The organism is Erythrobacter sp. SN6-5, from assembly GCF_057364945.1.
Genome location: NZ_CP200282.1, coordinates 2666896 through 2686626, shown reverse-complemented (window position 1 = coordinate 2686626; position 19731 = coordinate 2666896). Strand labels below are relative to the sequence as shown.

Sequence of the window (19731 nt, the reverse complement as noted above, 5' to 3'; positions counted from 1 at the left end):
CTATGGTGCTAGAGTCCGGGGACCTGATCCGCGATGTGCACATCTTGCGAATTATAGAGAGACCAAGTGTCAGGTTGAGCCGCAAATCTGCCCGACCTATGGCCAGTGTGAGCAGAAATATGGCCAATGCATCTATGATCAGAGCGCCGCTTTGGACCAGCAACAAAATTCGCGCGACGATGGGGCATACGTCGCTGAGCCGCCACCTGCGCCAACCGCTAGGCCGATCCCGCAGCAGCCAGAACCTGACACACGCTACCGGGTTTATGTGAAGAACGGATGCCGCAAATACATTGAGATTGCATATTTCTATGAGGAAAGCCCAGGGCAATGGGCCAAGAGTGGCTGGCGCGGCTTTCAACCAGGGCGCGTTGGAGAGCTGAAAAGCCCGATCATGACGCGGCGGCTAGGGGTTTTCTCGACGCTCGGCTTTCCAGAGCAAAAGTTTAGGCGCGGGTTCAATATGAAAAAGAGCGTGATTGATCGCAACTTCCTGGTGCCGATCAATGAGCAGTTGCGGGGCAAGGGCGCTCGCACTGTGCCGTTCGATATGCTCGAATGGGCCAGCGATATTTCCAAGCCCCTGATTGTCATTGAAGACTGTGACCAATACAAAGCAGGGGTTCGGATCAAGTCGGTGCAAACTCGCAAAACTGCGGCGGAACCCAGACCTGTCTTGTTACAGGTCAGTCCTGCACCCAAGCCAGAGCAGCCAAAAGTGAGCGCTGTTGAGCGAGAGCCTGAACCGCCGCGTAAGCCGATGCAGCCTGCGGCGTGCCAAAAGATCGATCCCGCGACGATGTCAGCTGCGGATATTGACCGTTATAAAGCCTTGGCAGCGCGGGGCATGATCAAGCTTTGCGAAGCGGGTTAGCCGCGCTTTTGCGCGGGTGCTTCCATCAGGCGCTTTTCTTCCGCTGCGATGTAATCCCGCGTCAGCGGCAGGGCATAGCGATTGCGCGCATATTGGATCTGATAATTGCACATGCTGCCACTCTCAAACACGGTTGCCGCACCTGATAGATAGAACGTCCACATCCGGAAAAAGCGCTCGTCGTACATCGCAATCATCTTTTCGCGATTGACGATGCAATTGGCATACCATTGGCGCAGGGTCTTGGCGTAGTGGACCCGCAGGGTCTCTACGTCGGTGGAGATCAGACGGAACTTCTCACTGGCTTCAACAGTCTCTGAGAGAGCCGGAATGTAGCCGCCAGGGAAGATGTATTTGCGAGTGAACGCATCGGTGGAGCCGGGGCCGCCCATACGCCCGATCGTGTGGAGTAACATGGTGCCATCGTCGGTGAGAAGATTGGCGCAGGCTTCAAAGAAGGTTTCAAATTGAGGCTGACCAACATGTTCGAACATGCCGACCGAGACAATTCTATCGAACTTACGACCAGCGGCGGCAAAGTCGCGGTAATCGACGAGCTCAATGCTCACACGGTCGGCGACACCGGCGGCCTCGACGCGTTCCTTGGCATAAGCGATCTGCTCTTCAGACAAAGTGATGCCAACAACTTCGACATCGTAGTTGCGCGCCAAGAAGATCGCCATGCCGCCCCAACCACAGCCGATGTCGAGTATTTTTTGACCCGGCTTTATGTTCAGCTTGGCGGCGATGTGCGCCAGTTTCGCGGTCTGAGCCTCGCCCAGAGTGATGTCGTCTGATGGCCAATAACCACAGCTGTATTGCCAGTGTTCCTCATCCAGCATCAGGCGATAGAAATCGTTCCCGATATCATAGTGATGCGCGACGTTGCTTTTTGAACTGATCCTGTTGTTGACCTTCTCGGCGGCAAAGCTGGCTTTGTTCAGTACACGCCGCAGTAGATTGGGTGGGCCGATATCGCCGCCTTTGTCCCATGAGTTGTTTTTACGAAGCAGGGTGACAAGCCCCATGATGTCACCTTCTTCGATGACCAGACGGCCATCCATAAAGGCTTCAGCTGCGCCAAGACGCGGGTCCATGATTATGTCGCGTGGGACTTTCGCATCCGTAAGGCGAACGACAATTTCCGGAAAACCTTCCTCTGGCTCGCCATAAGTCTTGTCCGATCCATCGGCAAATACGATGCTCAACCGCCCACGTTTTACGCCTTTGGTCAGAAACCGGTCGAAAAGTGTTTTACTCATACAGTGCCTTCTTCGCAGCGATCCACCCGAAGGTTACGAATGCCAGCACTGTTCGCGGTGTCAATGATCGGATACGTTAATCACTATGAGCGACCCAAAAACCACACAAACCACAGCTTCGGTTGATGATTTCATCGCTGCGGTCGAACCCGCCAGCAAACGTGAAGACGCAAAAGTGCTCGACGCGCTGTTTCGTAAAGTAACCGGAGAAGAACCGAAGATGTGGGGTCCGACGATTATCGGTTATGGCAGCTATCATTACAAATATGAGAGCGGACGTGAAGGCGATTCCGCACGCTCGGGCTTCTCACCGCGCAAGGCTAAGCATTCGCTATATCTGATGGGCCGTTATTGCGACGAGGCGACAGGCAAGAAAGTCGATGGATTGCTGGAGAAAATGGGCAAGCACAAGACCGGCGCGAGCTGTGTTTATGTGAACAAGCTGGGCGATATTGATTTGAGCGTCTTGGAGGAGATTATCGGCCTTTGCTGGGACGCGATGAATCGTAAATATCCAGTCTAAACCGCGTGACGTTTTCTAACGAACTTAGCCATTGATCAGGCGCCCTCGCGGGCGAGATAGATGACATCGCGATCTTGCGAAAGCATGTGTTGGCCGCTGTCTATGAACAGGGTCGATCCGCTGCGCAAATGACCCTGCACTAGGAAGAACGCGGCATCGGCAATTTCATCTGCGCTAGTCTTACGGTCCAGCAAATTGAGCCGGTGGGAGGTCTCTGTCTCTTCCTGCGTTTGATCATGGCTGGCCAAAATAGCGCCGGGTGCAATGCCATAGATGCGGTCTTCTTCCTTCGCTGCGCCCATCGCCAACATGGGGATGGTAGCGTTCAAGGCGTGCTTCGCCATAGTGTAGCTGAAGAAGTCGGGATTGGGATTTTCCAGCTTCATATCGGTGATGTTGATCACGCAGCGTCCCCTGCTGGTTCGGGCGGCGGTCAAAAAGGCTTGCGCCATGCGCGTTGGCGTAATCGCGTTGACTTGCATTGCAAGCCGGTTCGTTGCGGGGGCGAGGGCGGTCACACTGTCTGGCTCGAAAACGGCGGCCGAATTCACCAACACGCGCCAGTCGGGATGCTTTGTTGCCAGCTGCTCAATCATTGCGACCGCTGCATCGCCGTCGTCTAAATCGCATTTGACCGTGCAGGCCGAGGGCAGCGATGCTGCCAAAGCATCTGCGTCGCAGGATGAAGAACGGTAGTGGATGATCACATGCCAGCCTTCTTCAGCAAAGCGGCGGACGATTTGCGCACCGATGCGCGCGGCGCCGCCTGTGACCAATATCGTCGGGGTGTTCATGGCCTTACATGCAGCACACTTGAAGTGGAATGGGAAGAGAAGCGATGTGTGCTCTCCTCTTCCCGTTCATTCATTCCAGGTAAGGTTTGGACTCAATGGCGTGAGCGGAAACCCCGTGACCGGAAGCCTCTTGACCGAAAACCTCTTGAGCGGAACCCCTTTGAGTGCAGTTTGTGCCCAAAGGAGCGCCTGCCAAAAGAGCGTTTGCTAAAATGTTTGTAGTGGTTGCGGTTGAACCCACGCGATGAGTAATGCTTCGAATGGAAATCGCGGCGATGGATACCATGGTCGCGGTGATCATGGTGCTTGCCAATCGAATGATCCGAGCGATGTGCGTGGTGTGTCTTGTGATCATCGGCTTGATGATGGCTTCTGCGGGAATTGTGGCCGCCGCTATGCGCATCATGATCTTTGCGATGTTCGCTGCTCTCATGGTGGCCATGTGGAGCGTCATGGGCCAACGCTGGGCCCGCCGTAGCCGCCAAAGTCGCGGCAGCGATTGAAAGAAGAATCTTTCTCATTTCCAATTCCTTTTCGTGTGCTTTTGATCTGAGCGCCTGCGCGCCATGTACGTTCATTAGTTCGCGAAAATCGGAATTGGGTTTCACTGTTTTAGCGTCTAAAGTTTTCCTTTGTCGGCTTGTCTTGCCAGCTTGCACTCAAATGCAAAGGCGCCGCCAAACCGGTGAAGGCTGGCGGCGCCAAAGGTGGAGTGGGGCCACCTTAAGTCAGTGAGGTCCTAGCGACACTTAAGGTCACCCTTGTCGATTTCGCGTCCCAGAAGGCCGCCTGCGACACCGCCAAGCAATGTGCCCAGCAACTTGTCACCGCGCCCGGCAACCTCATTGCCGATCAGCGCGCCAACGCCTGCTCCGATGACGAGGCCAGTGGTGCCATTGTCGCGTTTACAATAGTAACGGCCATCCCGTCCGCGCCATACGCGGTCACGGCGGCTTATGTGACGCGGCTCGCGGTAACGGCCATTGCGGTCGTAACGGCTCTGGCGGCGATTTTTCCGATAGCGGCGATCATCATAATCGTCCCAATCACCATCATAGTGATGGGCTGCTGTTTGATTGAGGCTATCCATTGGTATCATCATCACATTGGATGCGATCGGATTGGAAGAGATTCTGGGAGCAATCTCTACCGCTTGTGCGGGGGCGGCAGCGATTGCGAGTGTACCAGCGGCGGCGAATGCGGCGAGATTTTTCATTTGCGTGTCCCTCTTTTTGTTCGAGTTACCTGGTGGGGTGAGAGGACATTCGTTCAGAAAAAAACAACGCCACATGAACGTTTTGTTGGGAATTCTGTTCAGGCGATGAGCCGCTTTTATTAAGCGATGAGCTGAGCGGTTAGCGCAATTTTCCCGCTGCTTTGGCTCGAACCTTGGGAGAAAGCGACTCAAGCTGGCTCAGTTCGAACAGCTCATCCTGCGCGCCTTTGCCAGCGATTATGGCTGTGAAAACTCGCTCAACGCTCCAGTCGGTTGCGCCGAGAGACACGCGTTCCAGACTGTCTCCTGCCTCCGCTGCGCCTTCTTCGATCACACGGAAATACCATCCGCATCGCCCAGAGCTAACAATTGCGGCGACCATTTTCTTGACACCGAACCGATGCTCAATCTTCCAGCAGGGCTGGCGCGGTTGGCTGATTTCTAGCAAGGCGCTGCCCAAACGGAATTGATCGCCGATGTGGACTTGGGCCTCCGTGAGGCCGCTGACCGCGAGATTTGAGCCGAATGTGCCGGGTTCTGAGAGTAGGGCGTGCTCACCGATCTGATCGCGCCAAAATGCGTGATGATCACTGGGGTAGAGATGCACTGCCATTTCCGGGCCGCCGTGCACGCTGCGGTCGGCTTGCTCATCCGCTTCCAGCCCTTCGATGCCAATCCGTACTGGGCCAGCAATCGGCTGTTTAGCGATGGCGCTTGTTTCTTCACCTCGGAAGCCTTGAGTGCGGCCTGCGCAAATCGCGGTGAGCTCAACCTTCACTGGCGGCGGTCTCAACAGCGGCTGCCGCCGCCTCTCGGTCCAATTGCGCGCGACTTTTCTTCTCTGCTGCGGTTTTCAATTGTCCGCAGGCTGCATCAATGTCTCGCCCGCGCGGTGTGCGTACTGGCGCGCTGATCCCGCCTTCAAACACGATGTTGGAAAAGCTACGAATTCGGTCTGGATCAGAACATTCGTAATTCGCGCCTGGCCATGGATTGAACGGGATCAAATTGACCTTGGCAGGCAGGTTGAACTGTTTCAGCAGACGAACAAGCTCATGCGCGTCCTCGTCCCTGTCGTTCTTGTCCTTCAGCATCACATATTCAAAGGTGATGCGCCGGGCATTGGTCGCACCCGGATAATCGGCGCAGGCTTGCAGCAATTCTTCGAGGCCATATTTGCGGTTAAGCGGCACGATCTCGTCACGCACATCCTTGTTTACTGCATGCAGTGACACCGCGAGATTGACGCCAATCTCTGCGCCGCAGCGCTCCATCATCGGGATGACGCCGCTGGTCGACAGCGTGATCCGTCGCTTCGACAGGGCAAGGCCCGCACTGTCCATTACGAGCAGCAGAGCGTCGCGGACATTGTCAAAATTATACAGCGGTTCGCCCATGCCCATCATCACAATGTTGGTGAGCAAACGACCGTCTGCGCGGTACTCCGCCTCGTCCTCATCCTCGGCAAAATCCATCTTGCCCTTGGGCCATTCGCCCAAGGCATCGCGTGCCAGCATAACCTGGCCAACGATCTCGCCTGGCGTCAGATTGCGGACCAGACGCATGGTGCCCGTGTGGCAAAAGGTGCAATTGAGCGTACAGCCCACTTGGCTGGACACGCATAGAGTTCCGCGATCAGAATCGGGAATGAAAACCATCTCGTAATCATGACCGTCATCGGTTTGCAGCAACCATTTGCGTGTACCATCTGTGCTATGCTGAGCCTCAACCACTTGTGGGCGGCCAATCACAAAGCGCTCCGTCAGCCACGGCCGCATTGTCTTGGAAATGTCGGTCATGTCCTCAAATTTGGACACGCCGCGGTGGTACAGCCAATGATAGACCTGCTTGGAACGCAGCTTGGCCTGCCTTACATCCAGACCCGCTTCTTCAAACAGTTCCCGTATGCGGGCTGGCGGCAGACCAATCAGGTCGACGCGGCCGTCCTGACGCGGTGTGATATCGCGCGCAGTGGGAACCGGATCGATTTGTCCGGCGATGGGCATGAGGTTGGTATCGGCCATAAGTTCGCCGCATATAGGCGTGCAAAAGCGCCTTTGCTAGCTTAGCGTTTGAGCGGCTTATCTAAGCCTTGCGCAGCCGAGCAGCGCGGCATCAATTGCGGTCGCGGCGCCAGCGAGCTGATATCTGTCGGTGAAGGCGCGGCCACCCTTGTCACGGGCGCGAACGCTCATCCGGGTGGCGGAGCGCATGGCTGCAACGATTGCGGCGTCCATGCTGGCATCTTTCGCCCAGGCATCGCCGCCACCGCCGGTTAGGTCGAACTGCTTGTCACCAATGGTCAGGCGAATGGTCGCGCTATCAGCAATTGCGCGCGATAGCCGCAGGTGCACCTGATTGCGGATTGAGTTCTTCGGCCATGTCGCAATGCTGGCAAAGGGCGCGTAATCGCGCCGCGTTGTCGCGCTGGATGGCTTGGCGATGGCATAGCAGCGAGGCGTGCCGGGATCACGGAACGCGGCCCAGCTAGAATAAACGCCAAGGCTGTCTTTCGCAGCGAGCGGGCTGGCCAAGATGGCACCAAGCGCCAGCCCGCAGAGTAGCAGGGGGCGCGAGATAAATCTCTGCTTGAAGTTCGCCATTTCGAACCGCCCCCTTACGCCTGCTCTATCGCAAGTAATAGCTGACCGGCTGCGCTCTACCGGCCTCTTGCGGGTACATATGACTGTAGGATACGGCATTTCCGAGCACGCGCATGATGTAATAGCGGGTTTCGAAATTGGCTGGCACGCGCTCGATCCAAGTCACCCAATCGATATCGCCGCGGCGCGGATCTCCATTCAGGCGGAGCCATTGGTTTACCCGTCCCGGCCCAGCATTATAGGCTCCGATGGCAAGTGGGTAGGCGCCGCCATAATAGTCCATCATCCGGGCAAAATAGGCATCGCCCAGACGCATATTGTAGCTGGGTGAGCCGATCAGATTGGCTGAGAGATATTGCAAGCCTAGTTTGCCCGCTTGCTCCCGCGCTGTTCCCGGCATCAATTGCATCACGCCGCGTGCGCCAGCATGGCTGACACGAAAGCGGTCGAATTCGCTCTCCTGGCGAGAGATTGCATGGACCATCGTCCAGTTCGCACCTGGAGGCGGTGTAACGGTTGGAAAGCCAAGGCGTTCAAAGCCTTTGAGCCCGTGCTCGCCCGCTGTCATGCCCGCGACAACAGCCATTTCATCAAGGCCAGTTTCTGCAGCGAGATCGGCGACCATGCTCATTTCTTCGGGCGTGTCGGCAATATCAGCGACAGCTTCAAAGAATCGCCGTTCGGTCTGCCACGCCATGCGGTTCGCCGCGATAGCGCGGATCGCCCTTACAACTGGGCGGCTGTTGAACGCAGTGCGCTGAGCTTGGCTCACCTCAATGGGGGCCAGCGGCGCGAATTGCGGCAGTGGCCGGTCCAATGCTTCATGCGCGAGCTGACCGTAGTAGTATTCAGGGAACTCAGCGGCCATCTCAAAATAGCGCGTAGCCTCATCAGCTTGACCGGCCTGGCGCGCAGACCGTCCAGCCCAGTAAAAACCTTTGGCCCGAATTAGGGGCGTGCCCGCACCCGCGCCATAGCGATAGAACAAGGGTGCAGCAGCGGCGCCATTGCCAAGGCTCCAAAGCGCCTTTGTCCCGCCAAGCCACATCAAATCTGTGTAGCGATCGCGCAGAGCGAAAGAGCCTTTCGACACATCCGTGCCGGGCGAGAACAGATCGTCGGCAGAGGCGGCAATTGCGACCGCTTGGCGCGCGCCAGAAGCTTTGGCGACGCTTAGCATTTGTGCGACCATATCCTCTGGTTTGTGCGAGGTGCGCGTGAAGTTTGGACGCGTGGTCAGAACATTGGCAGCGTGAGCAACCTGCCGCTTGGAACGCAATTGTTTCACGTAATTATAGACGAAGCCGGGATCGCTGAGCGCGCCATTGGGCACATTGCCAGTTTCTCCACGAATCACTCCGAGGCGAGCCATCGCCATATTGCGCTCGCTTGGTGAAATATTGACCATGTGGCGAACTGCGGCTTCGCTCTCGCTTTGCCATAAGAGCGCATCCATGCGCGCGCTGTGATCTTCGGCGGTGAGACTTGAGCCAAACAGGCCCATGATATAGGCTTCCGCTGGGCCACTCATTTCACCGCCACGCCAGGCTTCGCGCGCAACGTCAAAGGCTTCTGCGCGCTGCGCACCAGCCAGAGCCAGTGCATAGCGTGCGCGGCCTGGGTTGGTGAGCGGTGGATGGGCATCAAAGAAACGGATCAGATCCGCCGAAGAAGGTGCCTCGTTCTCTAGCGCGTTTTCCGCGCGCACCCGCAAAACAGCCATACGCGGAAAATCTGGATAGGCGAGGGCAAAGCCAGCATAATCAGAAAAGCTGGAGAGGCGCGATTTCTGTAAAACCTCCCACCGAGCGATCGCTTGCCCGACGGCGCGCGGCTGCTGAGCCAGCATTGTGCTGCTCCCAGATTGGCCTGCATTTTGGGCAAAACACGGACCCGTCATGGCTGCTGTGCTGATGAAAAGAATGGCGGCAACGGCAAGGGGATTGCCAAAAGAACTTTTACGCATGCTGGACATAGTGCCGATCGGCTCCTTATCAGGCGCTGAACAAGTGCCTTAGCTTTGGAGAATTGCTTCAGTTATTCGCTAAGTGCCTAGATAAAGGAATACAACAATGTTTAGCGGTTCAATCCCCGCTCTGGTGACTCCTTTTCGCGATGGAGCGTTTGACGAGGCTGCATTTCGCAAATTGGTCGACTGGCAAATCGAGCAAGGCAGCGCCGCTCTGGTCCCCTGCGGGACGACGGGTGAGGCATCGACACTGTCCAATGCAGAGCATCACAGGGTTATTGAGGTTTGCATAGAGCAAGCCGCTGGCCGCGTTCCGATAATTGCGGGGTGCGGATCAAACGACACGAAAAACGCGGCGCTGCATATTAGCTTCGCCAAGAAGGCTGGAGCCGCCGCAGCACTGTGCGTTGCGCCCTATTACAATCGGCCAAGTCAGGCCGGTCTTGTAGCGCATTTCAGTTTTCTGGCTGAGAACTGTGATCTGCCGATTGTGCTTTATAATGTGCCGGGCCGCACTGTAACCGATATCGCACCGGAAACTACGATTGAGCTTGCCAACAAATTTCCTGAGAAAATTGTTGCTATCAAAGATGCGAGCGAAGACCTCTCCCGGGTTGCTGATCACCGCATGGGCATTGGTCGCACGTTCTGCCAGCTTTCCGGCAATGATGAGTTGGCTCTGCCGTTCAACGCAGCTGGCGGGAAGGGATGTATCTCTGTCACGGCCAACGTCGCGCTTAGCCCTGTGTGCGGAATTTCAACAGGCCTGCGCTGACAATGATCTTGTGCGCGCGCGAGCTCTGAATGATCAGCTTTATCCGCTACACTACGCGATGTTTTCTGACTCAAGTCCGGGTCCGGTTAAATATGCGCTGAGCCGGGTGCAAGATTGGGCCACGCCAGAGGTTCGGCTGCCGCTATGCGAGGCGAGCGAGGCCGCGCGCAAAGCGGTTGATGCAGCATTGGAGCATGCGGGGTTGGTTTAGGGCCTAATCCGCTGGATTGTGCTTTTCGACAAATCGAACGGCCGCATCAAGCATGGTACGCCGAGTTTCTGAACGTGACAGCCAGTGATCTTCGCCTTTTAGGCTGATCATTTCGTGCGGTTTTTTCGCGTCTTTAAGTTTGTCGGCCATTTTGACTGAGTGGCTAAAAGGTACAACAATATCGTCGCGTCCATGGATCAGCATAATCGGCGCGTCAGCTTGGTCTGCGAAACGCAGTGGTGAGACTTCATCCCAGCGATCGCGTGGACCGAGCTGTTCGAGCAATGCAACCTTCGTTGTCCGATCGCCGCCTGATGCGCGGTAGTCTTCTTGATACATATCCTTGATGTCGCTGACTGGGGCGACAGCGACGGCGCAGCGGTAAATGCCTTGTTGTAAAGTGACGCCTGCAAGAGCAGCATAGCCGCCATAGCTTGCACCGACGATGCAGGCGCGCCTTGGATCAACGATCCCTTTCTCTGCTAAAGCGGCAAGACCGTCTGATTTGTCGGTCTGCATTTTGCGGCCCCATTCGCCATATCCCGCTGTACGGAATTCATCTGAGCGTCCTGTTGAGCCACGGAAATTGGGTTGGAAAACGGCATATCCGCGCGAAGCGTAAGCCTGTGCCCACCAATCAAACGTGGCCTTGTCGCGTGCGTGCGGTCCGCCATGCGGCAGAACTACAACTGGTAAGTTCTTCGCTTCGCGACCTGGTGGCAAGGTTAGGATGCCGTCCATATCGAGGCCGTCGCTGGCGGTGTACCCAAAGGTAGAGATCAGACCAACATGCTCCGGACCAATTGCGGTCCGTTCATAAGCAATAGCATTCGCACGCAAGTTTTTGACATCCACCGCGTACCAGGTGCCGCTGTCACCGTTGCCAGCAGTGCGCACGATCATCTGTGACAGGTCTCCGGTCCAATCGATCGGACTCGTATCGAAGTCTTTGAATGCACGGCGAACCTTGCGCAAAGCGCTGCCCTTTGCTTCATCTTGAAATACGATGCGTTCTTTACCGCCACGCTCACGGTAACCCATCAGGTGGCCAGTCTGTTTGTCGAAATACACTCGTTCAAGACCAACGTCGGGCAGAAAATCTGTCATCTCTCCGCCGGAAATTGGCACTTCTTGCCACTTTATGCCGTCATCCGTGCGCTCAGACAGAATGACTGTTGCGCCGCTGTAACCAAGTCCAACCAAGCCGATCCGTGCCTGCACATTTTGTCCGCTGGCGATTTCATCACCAGACCCGTTACTGAGCTTCCATTTACCGTTCTCATGGTTGATGTCGAAGGTTGCGGCAATGTTTCCGTTTGCATCAATCAGCCAATCGTTATCGTGCCCAGGCCGGGCCGCATTCGCCACTCGCTTGACAGAATAGTCCTGCATATCGACCCGAAACAAAAAAGGTCGACCGTGATCAAATATATAATCTGACCGATGATTCTTCTTGAGTTGTATCCCGCCATAAAACCCGTAATAGCGGCCATCAATTTTACGGACACCGTAGTCATCTATGATCGCATCCAAGATATTGCGTTTTTTAGAAAAAATCATCCCGGCTTCTGCGCCTGAGGTGACGGGTATTACCCGGCCAACATAGAATTCAGCTTTGTCGGTAGTGAAATTGAATCCCAAGTCTTCGGTCTGGCTAGAGGTGAGCAAAATTCGTTCATCACCGATCCACTGAATGTTACGGATTTTCATATCACCAACTGCAACGGAAGTGAGTACCGTGTTTTGGTTCTCGAGAGCGATGAGCGCCCGAGTACCCTTCACGGTGGTGATCATCGCGATACGTTTGCCCGATTCTGACAGAGCTGCATCTTCGATGTCGGGGAGCGCGCCGTAAGCCGTTAGGGGCAATGTTTCTAACTGCTTACTTGTATCGCTGCTCGCGGGTGTCGTTGCTTCTCCATCCTGTGCAAGAAGGACTGCTGGCGCAGTTGCACAAAAGAGCGCAGTGAAAACCGCAATTGAAAACGAACGCATCGAATAATCCCCTTGCCGATCCATATGTTGATCGGCTGTAGTTGCCCCACGCTTTATCTTAGCGCCCCTACATAATGCCAAAACCAACTGAAGTTTCAAGTAATCAAAGGGACCGATTGCGAATCTCGAACAAGCCACTACATCACGCGCATCATGGCGAGACCCAAACCTGAGACCTTTGATAAGCACAAGACCGTGGCGGAAAACCGCCGCGCGCGCTTCGACTATCACATCGAAGATAAATATGAGGCGGGTCTGGTGCTGCACGGAACCGAGGTAAAGGCGCTGCGCTCCGGTCAGGCGACCATCGCGGAAAGCTATGCCGAAGTGCGTGACGGCGAGGTTTGGCTAATCAACTCTAACATCCCGGAATACAGCCACGGTAATCGCCTGAATCACGAACCGAAGCGTCCGCGCAAGCTTCTGCTCAATGCGCGCGAGATTGGGAAAATGTTCGGCGCGGTTGAGCGCAAGGGTATGACGCTGGTTCCGCTGTCGATCTATTTCAACAAGCAGGGGCGCGCGAAGGTCGAGCTCGGACTGGCCAAAGGCAAGCAAGCGCATGATAAGCGCGCGAGCGTTAAAGATCGCGATTGGAAACGGGATAAGGCCCGCCTGATGCGTGAAAAGGGATAGCCCCGACTGACATGCAAACGCTTTAGTCACGTAATAGTCGCAAAGTTTTGTAAGATCGTCAGCAACCCACTGTTCAGCGGCCAATTCCTACCCATATGATGTCCATGTCTTACCCCTTGCACATTCCTGCATTTCCGCAGCTTTCCACCATGGATGGGCAGTTGTCCGTTGCATGTGGCAATCAGGTGCACGGTTCATGATTGAAAAACGCAGCAAAACCTGGGCGATGGACATGCTGCGCAAATATATGCCGACGCGTGAGCAGATGGCGCGCAACAAATATCTCAAGCCATTTGCGCACCGTTTTCTCTCGCCGGAGCTGTGGCGTTTTACTCGGCGATCGGTCCCGCGCGGCGTAGCGTTGGGGCTGTTTGCGGGCTTTATTATCCCGGTTGGGCAAATCTTCCTCGCCGCCTTTCTCGCCCTGCTGAGCGCGTGCGAATATGCCACTGGCGGCTATGGTGACCTTCATCACTAACCCTTTCACCTTTCCGTTTTGGATCGTGATCGCCAACCAAGTTGGCAAAATGACGCTAAACCTTGACGCGGCGGTCGGCGGGCTCGCCAATGATGAGCTTGCCAGTGGCCGATGGAGCTGGCTCATCGACTTGTTCCAACTCGCCGGCGTTACCGCCTTTGGCTTTGTAGTGCTTGCTATCGTATCGTCAGCGGTGGGTTATCTCATCTCCGGCGCAGTGTGGCGCGTGATGGTTGCGCGTCGCCGTGCAAAACGCTTGGCGCGGATGGAAGCACGGCTCGACCAGCGGCTCAATGCCAATTAAAGATTGGAATAGTTGGTTCGGTAAGAGCCACGAACGATCCCTATTGCGCAGCGCCGACAAGATGCTGCATCCGTACCGCTGAACCAAAACGTAAAGTGCGAGAGAAAAGAGCGCTATGAAAGCCGTCTTGCAGGCCAATGATCAAAACCGATTGATGATCGCAGGGCTGGCGGCTGCCCTGTGCGTCAGTACTGGGATCCTGTGGCTGGCAACACGTGAGCCTGCGCTGGTTTTGTCCTATGCATTGGGACTCGGCGTATTGCTGGTCGGCGTGTTCACCTTTGACCGAATGCGCGCAGAGCCAGCGGCTCAGATCGAAAGCGCACCCGATTGGACGGTTACAATTGCCGCCATCGAAGAAGCGGGTGAGGCGGTTGCGATTACGGACCGGGCGAACCGCCTGGTCTGCGCAAATTCTGCTTTCATCGATGGGTTTGGGATTGGTGCTGCGCCGCCTTCGCTTCCGCTTGAGCGTGAAGGGCTAGAGGCGATGACGCGCCTCGCCCGCGAAGCCTGGCGTGATGGCTCGGGCGCATTAAAGGAACTGGCGGGGAAGACTGGCGAAACTCCTTGGAAAGTAACCGTTGAACGCGCAGGGCGCGGTGAAGATCACCTGATCTGGCGTTTCCGGCGCCACGTCATGCCGAGCAGTGACGCGCTGGCCGATCTTGATTTGGCTGGACCGTTTGGCCTCATGTTGAGTCGCGCAGGCATCGAAAGTGCGATCACTGGCTCGGATGGAGTCATCAAAATGGTGAGCTCAGGCTTTGCCGAGCGTTCGGTTGGCGACGCCAGCGCAACCATGGCGGGTCAGGATTTTGTGACCTATCTGCGCTCTGATGACCGCGACCGGATATTCTTCGCCCGCGAGGGGAGAGGGGGTACGCCGCAAACTTTGATCCACGTACCGCTCGATGATCCGAGCGCGCAGATCCAGTCTGGCCCGGATGAAGGCCCCTCGCTTATGCTGCTCGTCGATAGCGGCGTCGGGATTGGCAGCGGATGGGATGGATCCTCGCAAGCAGGCGTGGCCCAGCTTGACGCACTGCTCGCGCAATTGCCCCTTGGTTTGGCGATGACGGACCGCGATGGCCGCTTCCTGTTTTGCAATGATGCCTTCTTGCGCTCGGTCGACCGGGAAGGGCGCGGCCTGCCCGCATTCCCTACTGACCTTGTGGTGCGCGAAGACAAGGGCGCTATGTCCGACGCTGTGCGGCGCCACGGCCGCGGCCCTGCGACTAGCGGGGATATGGCGGTGCGCCTCTCAATCCAGCCCGAAGAGCCGGTTTCGATTGGCCTCGCTGGCGTGCGCGGTCTGGGCGAAGCGGCGGTGCTGCTTAGCCTTGCTGATTCGAGCGAGGAAAACCAGCTCAAGCGCCAGGTTGCACAGGCCACGAAAATGCAGGCTGTTGGGCAATTGGCGGGCGGTGTCGCCCATGACTTTAACAATGTGCTGACGGCCATTATCGGCACCTGTGATCTGATGCTGCTGCGCCATACGCCCGGCGACAGCGACTATGACGACATTCAACAGATCCGCGCCAACTCTAATCGTGCTGCATCGCTGACCCGGCAATTGCTGGCATTCTCTCGGCAGCAAACCCTGCGCCCTGAAATCCTGCAATTGCCCGATGTGGTGAGCGAAGTTGGGCCGTTGATTAAACGACTGCTGGGCGAGAAGATCCAATACTACGTCCAACATGATCGCGACCTGGGGCCAGTGCGAGCTGACCCGCAGCAGCTTGAGCAAGTGATCATGAACCTCGCAGTGAATGCCCGCGATGCGATCCAGTCAAACGGTAAGGGCAGCGGGCGCATTTCGCTGCTCACGCGCAGCCTGCAAGCCAAGGAAGTGATCAAGTTGGGGTCGGAAATTCTCCCAGCGGCTGATTACACCGTGCTGATCGTGCAGGACACCGGGGGCGGCATTCCCCCGCACGTCCTGCCCAAATTGTTTGAGCCATTCTTCACCACCAAGGAGCAAGGCAAAGGCACCGGTCTTGGCCTTTCCACCGCTTACGGGATTGTAAAGCAGTCGGGCGGCTTCATCTTCGTCGACAATGTCATGGATCAAAATGACCGACCTAAGGGTGCGCGCTTTACAATATATTTCCCGGTCTACGCCGGTGAGGCACCCAAAAAAATCACCGAAGCTCCTCCAGAGCCATCGTCTGATTGGGCCGAAGGTGGCAGGATCCTGCTCGTCGAGGACGAAGACATGGTCCGCGCAGTTGCCGAACGCGCGCTTGCCCGCGCGGGTTATGAAGTCACGGCATGTCCGGGCGGGGAAGAGGGCTTGGCCGCAATCTCAGACGGCGGTGAGTTCGATCTGATCGTCAGCGATGTCGTGATGCCTGGCATGGATGGCCCGGCCATGGTGCGCGCGATTCGCCAAAAGCTGCCGCATATGCCGGTGCTGTTTATGTCAGGCTATGCCGAGGAACAGTTGCGCAAAGACATCGATATTCCAGACATGCATTTCATCCCCAAACCGTTCAGTGTTCAGGCGATCGGGGACAAGGTCGGCAATGTAATGCAGCGGGTCAGGCGGAGTTAAACCTCTCAAGGATTGCATTGCTAATGCATTGAATATACAATCAAAAGTGTCGATTTTCACAAGCGGTTGTCACTGCATTTGCACTAGCTCAAAGTCCATTCATCGCGCATACAGTACACCCCGTCATGCTTATTGGTGGGTTCAATAGGAGGCTGGGTGATGAACGCGATTAAGCTAGGATTGGTGTCAGGTTTGGCACTTGGGATGAGCGCTCTTGGAGCAACGACGGCCAACTCACAATCGCTACCAGATCCGGATGAAACAGCGCAGGGCGATGTCGCGGTTACGATCTACAACAACAATCTCGCGCTGGTGCAGGACGTGCGCCAAATCAACATTGAGCGTGGTCGCAGCCGAGTTGAGTTTCCAGATGTTTCCGCAACCATTCAACCGCAAACGCTGAGCTTTTTTGCACCGAACACATCGATCATCGAGCAGAATTTTGACTTTGATCTGCTGACACCGGCCAAGATGATGGAAAAGGCGATTGGTCAAACAGTCACTCTGCTGCGCACCAATCCTGCGACCGGGCGAGAGACCCGTGAGCGCGCGAAGGTTCTGTCGACTGCGGGCGGTGTGGTAGTCCAAATCGGCAATCGAATCGAGGTCTTGCGCGATGATGGCCTTCCGGTCCGCGTGATTTTTGATCGAGTGCCCCCCAATCTGCGCGCCCGCCCAACATTGTCGGTAAACCTCAACAGCACTCGTGGCGGTACGCGCCCGGTCTCGATCCGCTATTTGACGGGCGGACTTGGTTGGAGCGCGGATTATGTCGCGCTTTACAATGAGCAAACCGACTCGATTGATATGCAAGGCTGGGTGACGCTTACGAACAACACCGGAACCACATTCAATCAGGCGAAGACACTGCTGGTCGCTGGCAATCCTAACAATCGCGGAGGCCGCGGCCGTGGAGGCGGAAACCGAAACTTGATCCGACCCGGAACGGAAACCGCCGCGCGAGAGCAGCTGGGCGATTTCTATCTCTATCCGATCAGTGGGCGCACAACGATTGCCAATGCGCAGACCAAGCAAGTGAGCTTCCTCGATGTGCAATCGGTCCCAGCGCGCAAGATCTATGAGCGGACAGTTGGTTGGCTCTCGAACGATCGCAGCCCCGTGAATGTCTCAAGCGCCATTTCCTTCTCAACTTCGCGCGATCAGGGGTTGGGTGATGCTCTGCCGTCGGGCACCGTTCGGTTTTATCAGCGCGACAACCAAGGTACGCCTCAATTTATCGGCGAGAATAGCATTGGCCACACGCCCATGGGCAGCGAGCTCTCGCTCAGAACCGGCGACGCCTTTGACATTTTTGTGCAAGCCGAAGTGGAGAAGCGCGAAGAAATCACCAGTTCAGATTGGGAGCGCACGGCACGGTTCCGGGTGATTGAGGATGGCGAGACCACCCGCCAGATTGAGGTTGAACGACCCAAACAATATTACCGCACAACCATGCGCTATACGTTGACCAATGCTAAAAGCACGTCGGTTGATGTCGATCTGACCCAAAGCGGGCTTTACCGCGGATATTGGTCGAACGATTACCGTGTGGTCAGCGAGGACATCACAGGCGAGCAGATCAATTTCGATCGGCGCAAATGGGTGGTGCCAGTGCCAGCCAACGGCGAGCGCGTGATCCGCGTTACCTACGAAACCCGTTACTAAGGGGGCGGGCGATCATGCGGAGCCCCGCATCTATCGGATTGGCGCTTGGCCTGTTGGCTAGCGTGGTTGTCAGCACCCCTGCCAGCGCGCAAGAGGGCGCGACGGCTGGTACTGAAGCGCCAGCTCCGTCCCAAACGCAGCGAACCCGTCATGCGGTCGACGCTTCTGCGCCGCAATCGCTTTCGGTCACTGTCTACCGTGATCCGCGTAGGCAGCTTGGCCAAGAGATGAACCGTCGTTGGCCGCAAGGCTTCGCCATGATCAGCGAGACTCGCACGGTCACTTTGCCGCCTGGTCAATCGACGATCCGCTTTGAGGGCGTGGCCGAGGGTATGGTCGGGGTCAGCGCAATTGTCTCAGGCTTACCTGGCGGTACGATCGAGAAAAACCGCAATGCTGACTTGCTGTCACCCGCCGCCTTGGTGAACGGGGCGCTTGGCAACCGTGTGACCTTGACGCGGACTAATCCCGCGACCGGAGCAGAAGAGCCTCAAAGCGCAATTGTTCGCACCAGGGCCGATGGCGGCTTGGTGCTGCAAACGGACCAAGGATATGAGGCGGTGCGCTGCGCGGGCCTGCCCGAGCGATTGACCTTTGATCGTGTGCCAAAGGGGCTGTCGGCAAAACCGATTTTTACCATCGACACTCAGGATGCGAACGGGGGAACTTATGAAGTCGTCCTTACCTATCTCGCATGGGGCTTCGATTGGCAGGCGAATTATGTCGCGACTTTGCCTGATCCCGGGAGCGCTTCGGTCGCAGGCTCGACGAGGCGAGGGGAGAACGGCAATTTCAAACTCGGCCTGATGAGCTGGCTGACGATCCTCAATGACAATGGTCAGAGCTTCGACGATGCAGAATTGTTGGTGATTGCGGGCTCGCTCAGCGTGGTGAGCGATTTTCGCAGTCTTGCGACGCCGCCTCGGGCCGCGCCGCTGCGCCTGACATGCTATCCGATAGGCAGCACGGCTGCTGGCTCTCCAGGCCAATCCCCTCAGTCGATTGTGGTGACTGGTCGTCGCAATGAATCGCGGATGAAGCTTTCTGCGCCTGCACCGGTAATGGCGATGGCCGACGCGGCGGTGGGAGTAAGTGAGGCGGAGGTAATGCAAGCGGTCGAAGAGCAGCTTGGCGATCTCAAGCTTTACCGTGTACCAGAGCGAGTGAATGTGTCGGCCAAGGGCCTGAAACAAATTGCGTTTCTCAATCGACAAGAGGTCGATGCGCGCTATCTCTACCGGGTGAATTGCGGATTTTTGGTCACGCGTGAGGGACAGCCCAACCCTGGCTTTGAAAATGCGGACATGCTGCTCGTTACGAAGAACGAAACCGAGCGAGGACTGGGTGTGGCCCTGCCTCAAGGCGGTTTGACCGTGTTTGAACCGAGCAGCTTTGGTCCGCAATTGGTCGCTGATGTTGATATGCGGGACTATGCGGAAGATCAGGACGTCGAGCTTGAAATGGGGGCAAGCAATCAGGTCTTTGCGAAATGTCTGCCTGCCCCTGGCCCAGTGACAACCGGAAATATGAACAGTTGGTTTGGCAATGGGGTGGAGATCACCAACGCCAATGCGCATCCGATTACTGTTCGGATTGACCTGGGCGAATCCTCTCTTTGGGAGGTGCGCTTTAGGGGGGCAAAGACTCGCACGAAGGATGGCCGTATTATTGCAGAAGTGGATGTTCCCGCGAATTCGGAACGCACATTCCGGTGGTCTATTCGCGACCTGGCATAATTTTTTTCTGCGGTCTTTCTCCCATAAATTCAAAATCTTGGCGCGTGCCTTCATGGGGTCACGTACGAATTCCCATGTTCCCTACTTGTTCTATTGGAACAAAGTGGGTACAAGCTGTCTCCACAAGGGGCGG

General features: G+C 56.4%; 17 protein-coding genes and 1 pseudogene. 10 read left to right on the top strand and 8 right to left on the bottom strand.

Going from position 1 to position 19731, the window contains the following annotated elements; genetic code table 11:
• The first annotated feature begins 151 nt into the window (after nucleotides 1–151).
• Entirely contained in the window at nucleotides 152–874 is a 723-nt protein-coding gene (locus AC0V6Z_RS13395; RefSeq protein ID WP_472638939.1) for a hypothetical protein, read from the top strand.
• Here AC0V6Z_RS13395 and AC0V6Z_RS13390 read toward each other — a convergent pair.
• A complete protein-coding gene (locus AC0V6Z_RS13390; protein WP_472638938.1) occupies nucleotides 871–2136 on the bottom strand; it encodes a class I SAM-dependent methyltransferase in 1266 nt (421 codons plus the stop codon). The genes AC0V6Z_RS13395 and AC0V6Z_RS13390 overlap by 4 nt on opposite strands.
• Nucleotides 2137–2221: 85 nt before the next feature.
• On the opposite strand from AC0V6Z_RS13390, the gene AC0V6Z_RS13385 reads away from it, so the two are divergent.
• Complete coding sequence (locus tag AC0V6Z_RS13385; RefSeq protein ID WP_472638937.1) at nucleotides 2222–2659, top strand: DUF1801 domain-containing protein; 438 nt, start codon at nucleotides 2222–2224, stop codon at nucleotides 2657–2659.
• Nucleotides 2660–2694: 35 nt separating this feature from the next.
• On the opposite strand, the gene AC0V6Z_RS13380 is transcribed toward AC0V6Z_RS13385, so the two are convergent.
• The gene (locus tag AC0V6Z_RS13380) at nucleotides 2695–3453 is read right to left on the bottom strand and encodes an SDR family oxidoreductase (protein WP_472638936.1); all 759 of its coding nucleotides are present in this window, start codon (nucleotides 3451–3453) and stop codon (nucleotides 2695–2697) included.
• 260 nt (nucleotides 3454–3713) lie between these two features.
• Between AC0V6Z_RS13380 and AC0V6Z_RS13375 the strand changes: the two genes are divergently transcribed.
• The gene (locus AC0V6Z_RS13375) at nucleotides 3714–3956 is read left to right on the top strand and encodes a hypothetical protein (protein ID WP_472638935.1); all 243 of its coding nucleotides are present in this window, start codon (nucleotides 3714–3716) and stop codon (nucleotides 3954–3956) included.
• Nucleotides 3957–4192: 236 nt separating this feature from the next.
• Here the strand turns inward: AC0V6Z_RS13375 and AC0V6Z_RS13370 are convergent, their stop codons facing one another.
• The 5 genes from AC0V6Z_RS13370 to AC0V6Z_RS13350 form a co-directional block, all read right to left on the bottom strand.
• A complete protein-coding gene (locus AC0V6Z_RS13370; RefSeq protein WP_472638934.1) occupies nucleotides 4193–4669 on the bottom strand; it encodes a glycine zipper 2TM domain-containing protein in 477 nt (158 codons plus the stop codon).
• 139 nt (nucleotides 4670–4808) lie between these two features.
• Nucleotides 4809–5462: an MOSC domain-containing protein gene (locus AC0V6Z_RS13365; RefSeq protein ID WP_486176493.1), complete on the bottom strand. Its 654-nt coding sequence runs from the start codon at nucleotides 5460–5462 to the stop codon at nucleotides 4809–4811.
• Nucleotides 5437–6693 carry a dual-specificity RNA methyltransferase RlmN gene (gene rlmN, locus AC0V6Z_RS13360; RefSeq protein WP_472638932.1) on the bottom strand — a complete coding sequence of 419 codons (1257 nt, stop codon included), beginning with the start codon at nucleotides 6691–6693 and terminating at the stop codon, nucleotides 5437–5439. The genes AC0V6Z_RS13365 and rlmN overlap by 26 nt, the downstream gene beginning before the upstream one ends.
• Nucleotides 6694–6750: 57 nt before the next feature.
• Nucleotides 6751–7272 (bottom strand): hypothetical protein, encoded by a 522-nt coding sequence (locus tag AC0V6Z_RS13355; RefSeq protein WP_472638931.1) that lies wholly within the window; start codon nucleotides 7270–7272, stop codon nucleotides 6751–6753.
• A gap of 25 nt (nucleotides 7273–7297) precedes the next feature.
• Nucleotides 7298–9121 (bottom strand): lytic transglycosylase domain-containing protein, encoded by a 1824-nt coding sequence (locus AC0V6Z_RS13350; protein WP_472638930.1) that lies wholly within the window; start codon nucleotides 9119–9121, stop codon nucleotides 7298–7300.
• 223 nt (nucleotides 9122–9344) lie between these two features.
• On the opposite strand from AC0V6Z_RS13350, the pseudogene dapA reads away from it, so the two are divergent.
• Nucleotides 9345–10227, top strand: a pseudogene (dapA, locus tag AC0V6Z_RS13345) (4-hydroxy-tetrahydrodipicolinate synthase).
• A gap of 3 nt (nucleotides 10228–10230) precedes the next feature.
• On the opposite strand, the gene AC0V6Z_RS13340 reads toward dapA, so the two are convergent.
• Nucleotides 10231–12411, bottom strand: a complete 2181-nt coding sequence (locus AC0V6Z_RS13340) for an alpha/beta hydrolase family protein (protein WP_472638929.1) — start codon at nucleotides 12409–12411, stop codon at nucleotides 10231–10233.
• Between AC0V6Z_RS13340 and smpB the strand changes: the two genes are divergently transcribed.
• The 6 genes from smpB (at nucleotide 12376) to AC0V6Z_RS13310 (ending at nucleotide 19598) form a co-directional block, all read left to right on the top strand.
• On the top strand, nucleotides 12376–12858 hold the full coding sequence (gene smpB / locus AC0V6Z_RS13335; protein ID WP_472638928.1) for an SsrA-binding protein SmpB: 483 nt from the start codon (nucleotides 12376–12378) through the stop codon (nucleotides 12856–12858). The genes AC0V6Z_RS13340 and smpB overlap by 36 nt on opposite strands.
• A 196-nt stretch (nucleotides 12859–13054) precedes the next feature.
• Nucleotides 13055–13336 (top strand): DUF2062 domain-containing protein, encoded by a 282-nt coding sequence (locus AC0V6Z_RS13330; RefSeq protein ID WP_472638927.1) that lies wholly within the window; start codon nucleotides 13055–13057, stop codon nucleotides 13334–13336.
• The gene (locus AC0V6Z_RS13325) at nucleotides 13302–13640 is read left to right on the top strand and encodes a DUF2062 domain-containing protein (RefSeq protein ID WP_472638926.1); all 339 of its coding nucleotides are present in this window, start codon (nucleotides 13302–13304) and stop codon (nucleotides 13638–13640) included. Before AC0V6Z_RS13330 ends, AC0V6Z_RS13325 begins: the two co-directional genes overlap by 35 nt.
• 115 nt (nucleotides 13641–13755) lie before the next feature.
• A complete protein-coding gene (locus tag AC0V6Z_RS13320; protein WP_472638925.1) occupies nucleotides 13756–16197 on the top strand; it encodes a PAS domain-containing sensor histidine kinase in 2442 nt (813 codons plus the stop codon).
• A 159-nt stretch (nucleotides 16198–16356) separates the two neighbouring features.
• Nucleotides 16357–17862 (top strand): DUF4139 domain-containing protein, encoded by a 1506-nt coding sequence (locus AC0V6Z_RS13315; protein ID WP_472638924.1) that lies wholly within the window; start codon nucleotides 16357–16359, stop codon nucleotides 17860–17862.
• 14 nt (nucleotides 17863–17876) lie between these two features.
• Nucleotides 17877–19598, top strand: a complete 1722-nt coding sequence (locus AC0V6Z_RS13310) for a DUF4139 domain-containing protein (protein ID WP_472638923.1) — start codon at nucleotides 17877–17879, stop codon at nucleotides 19596–19598.
• Nucleotides 19599–19731 lie beyond the last annotated feature (133 nt).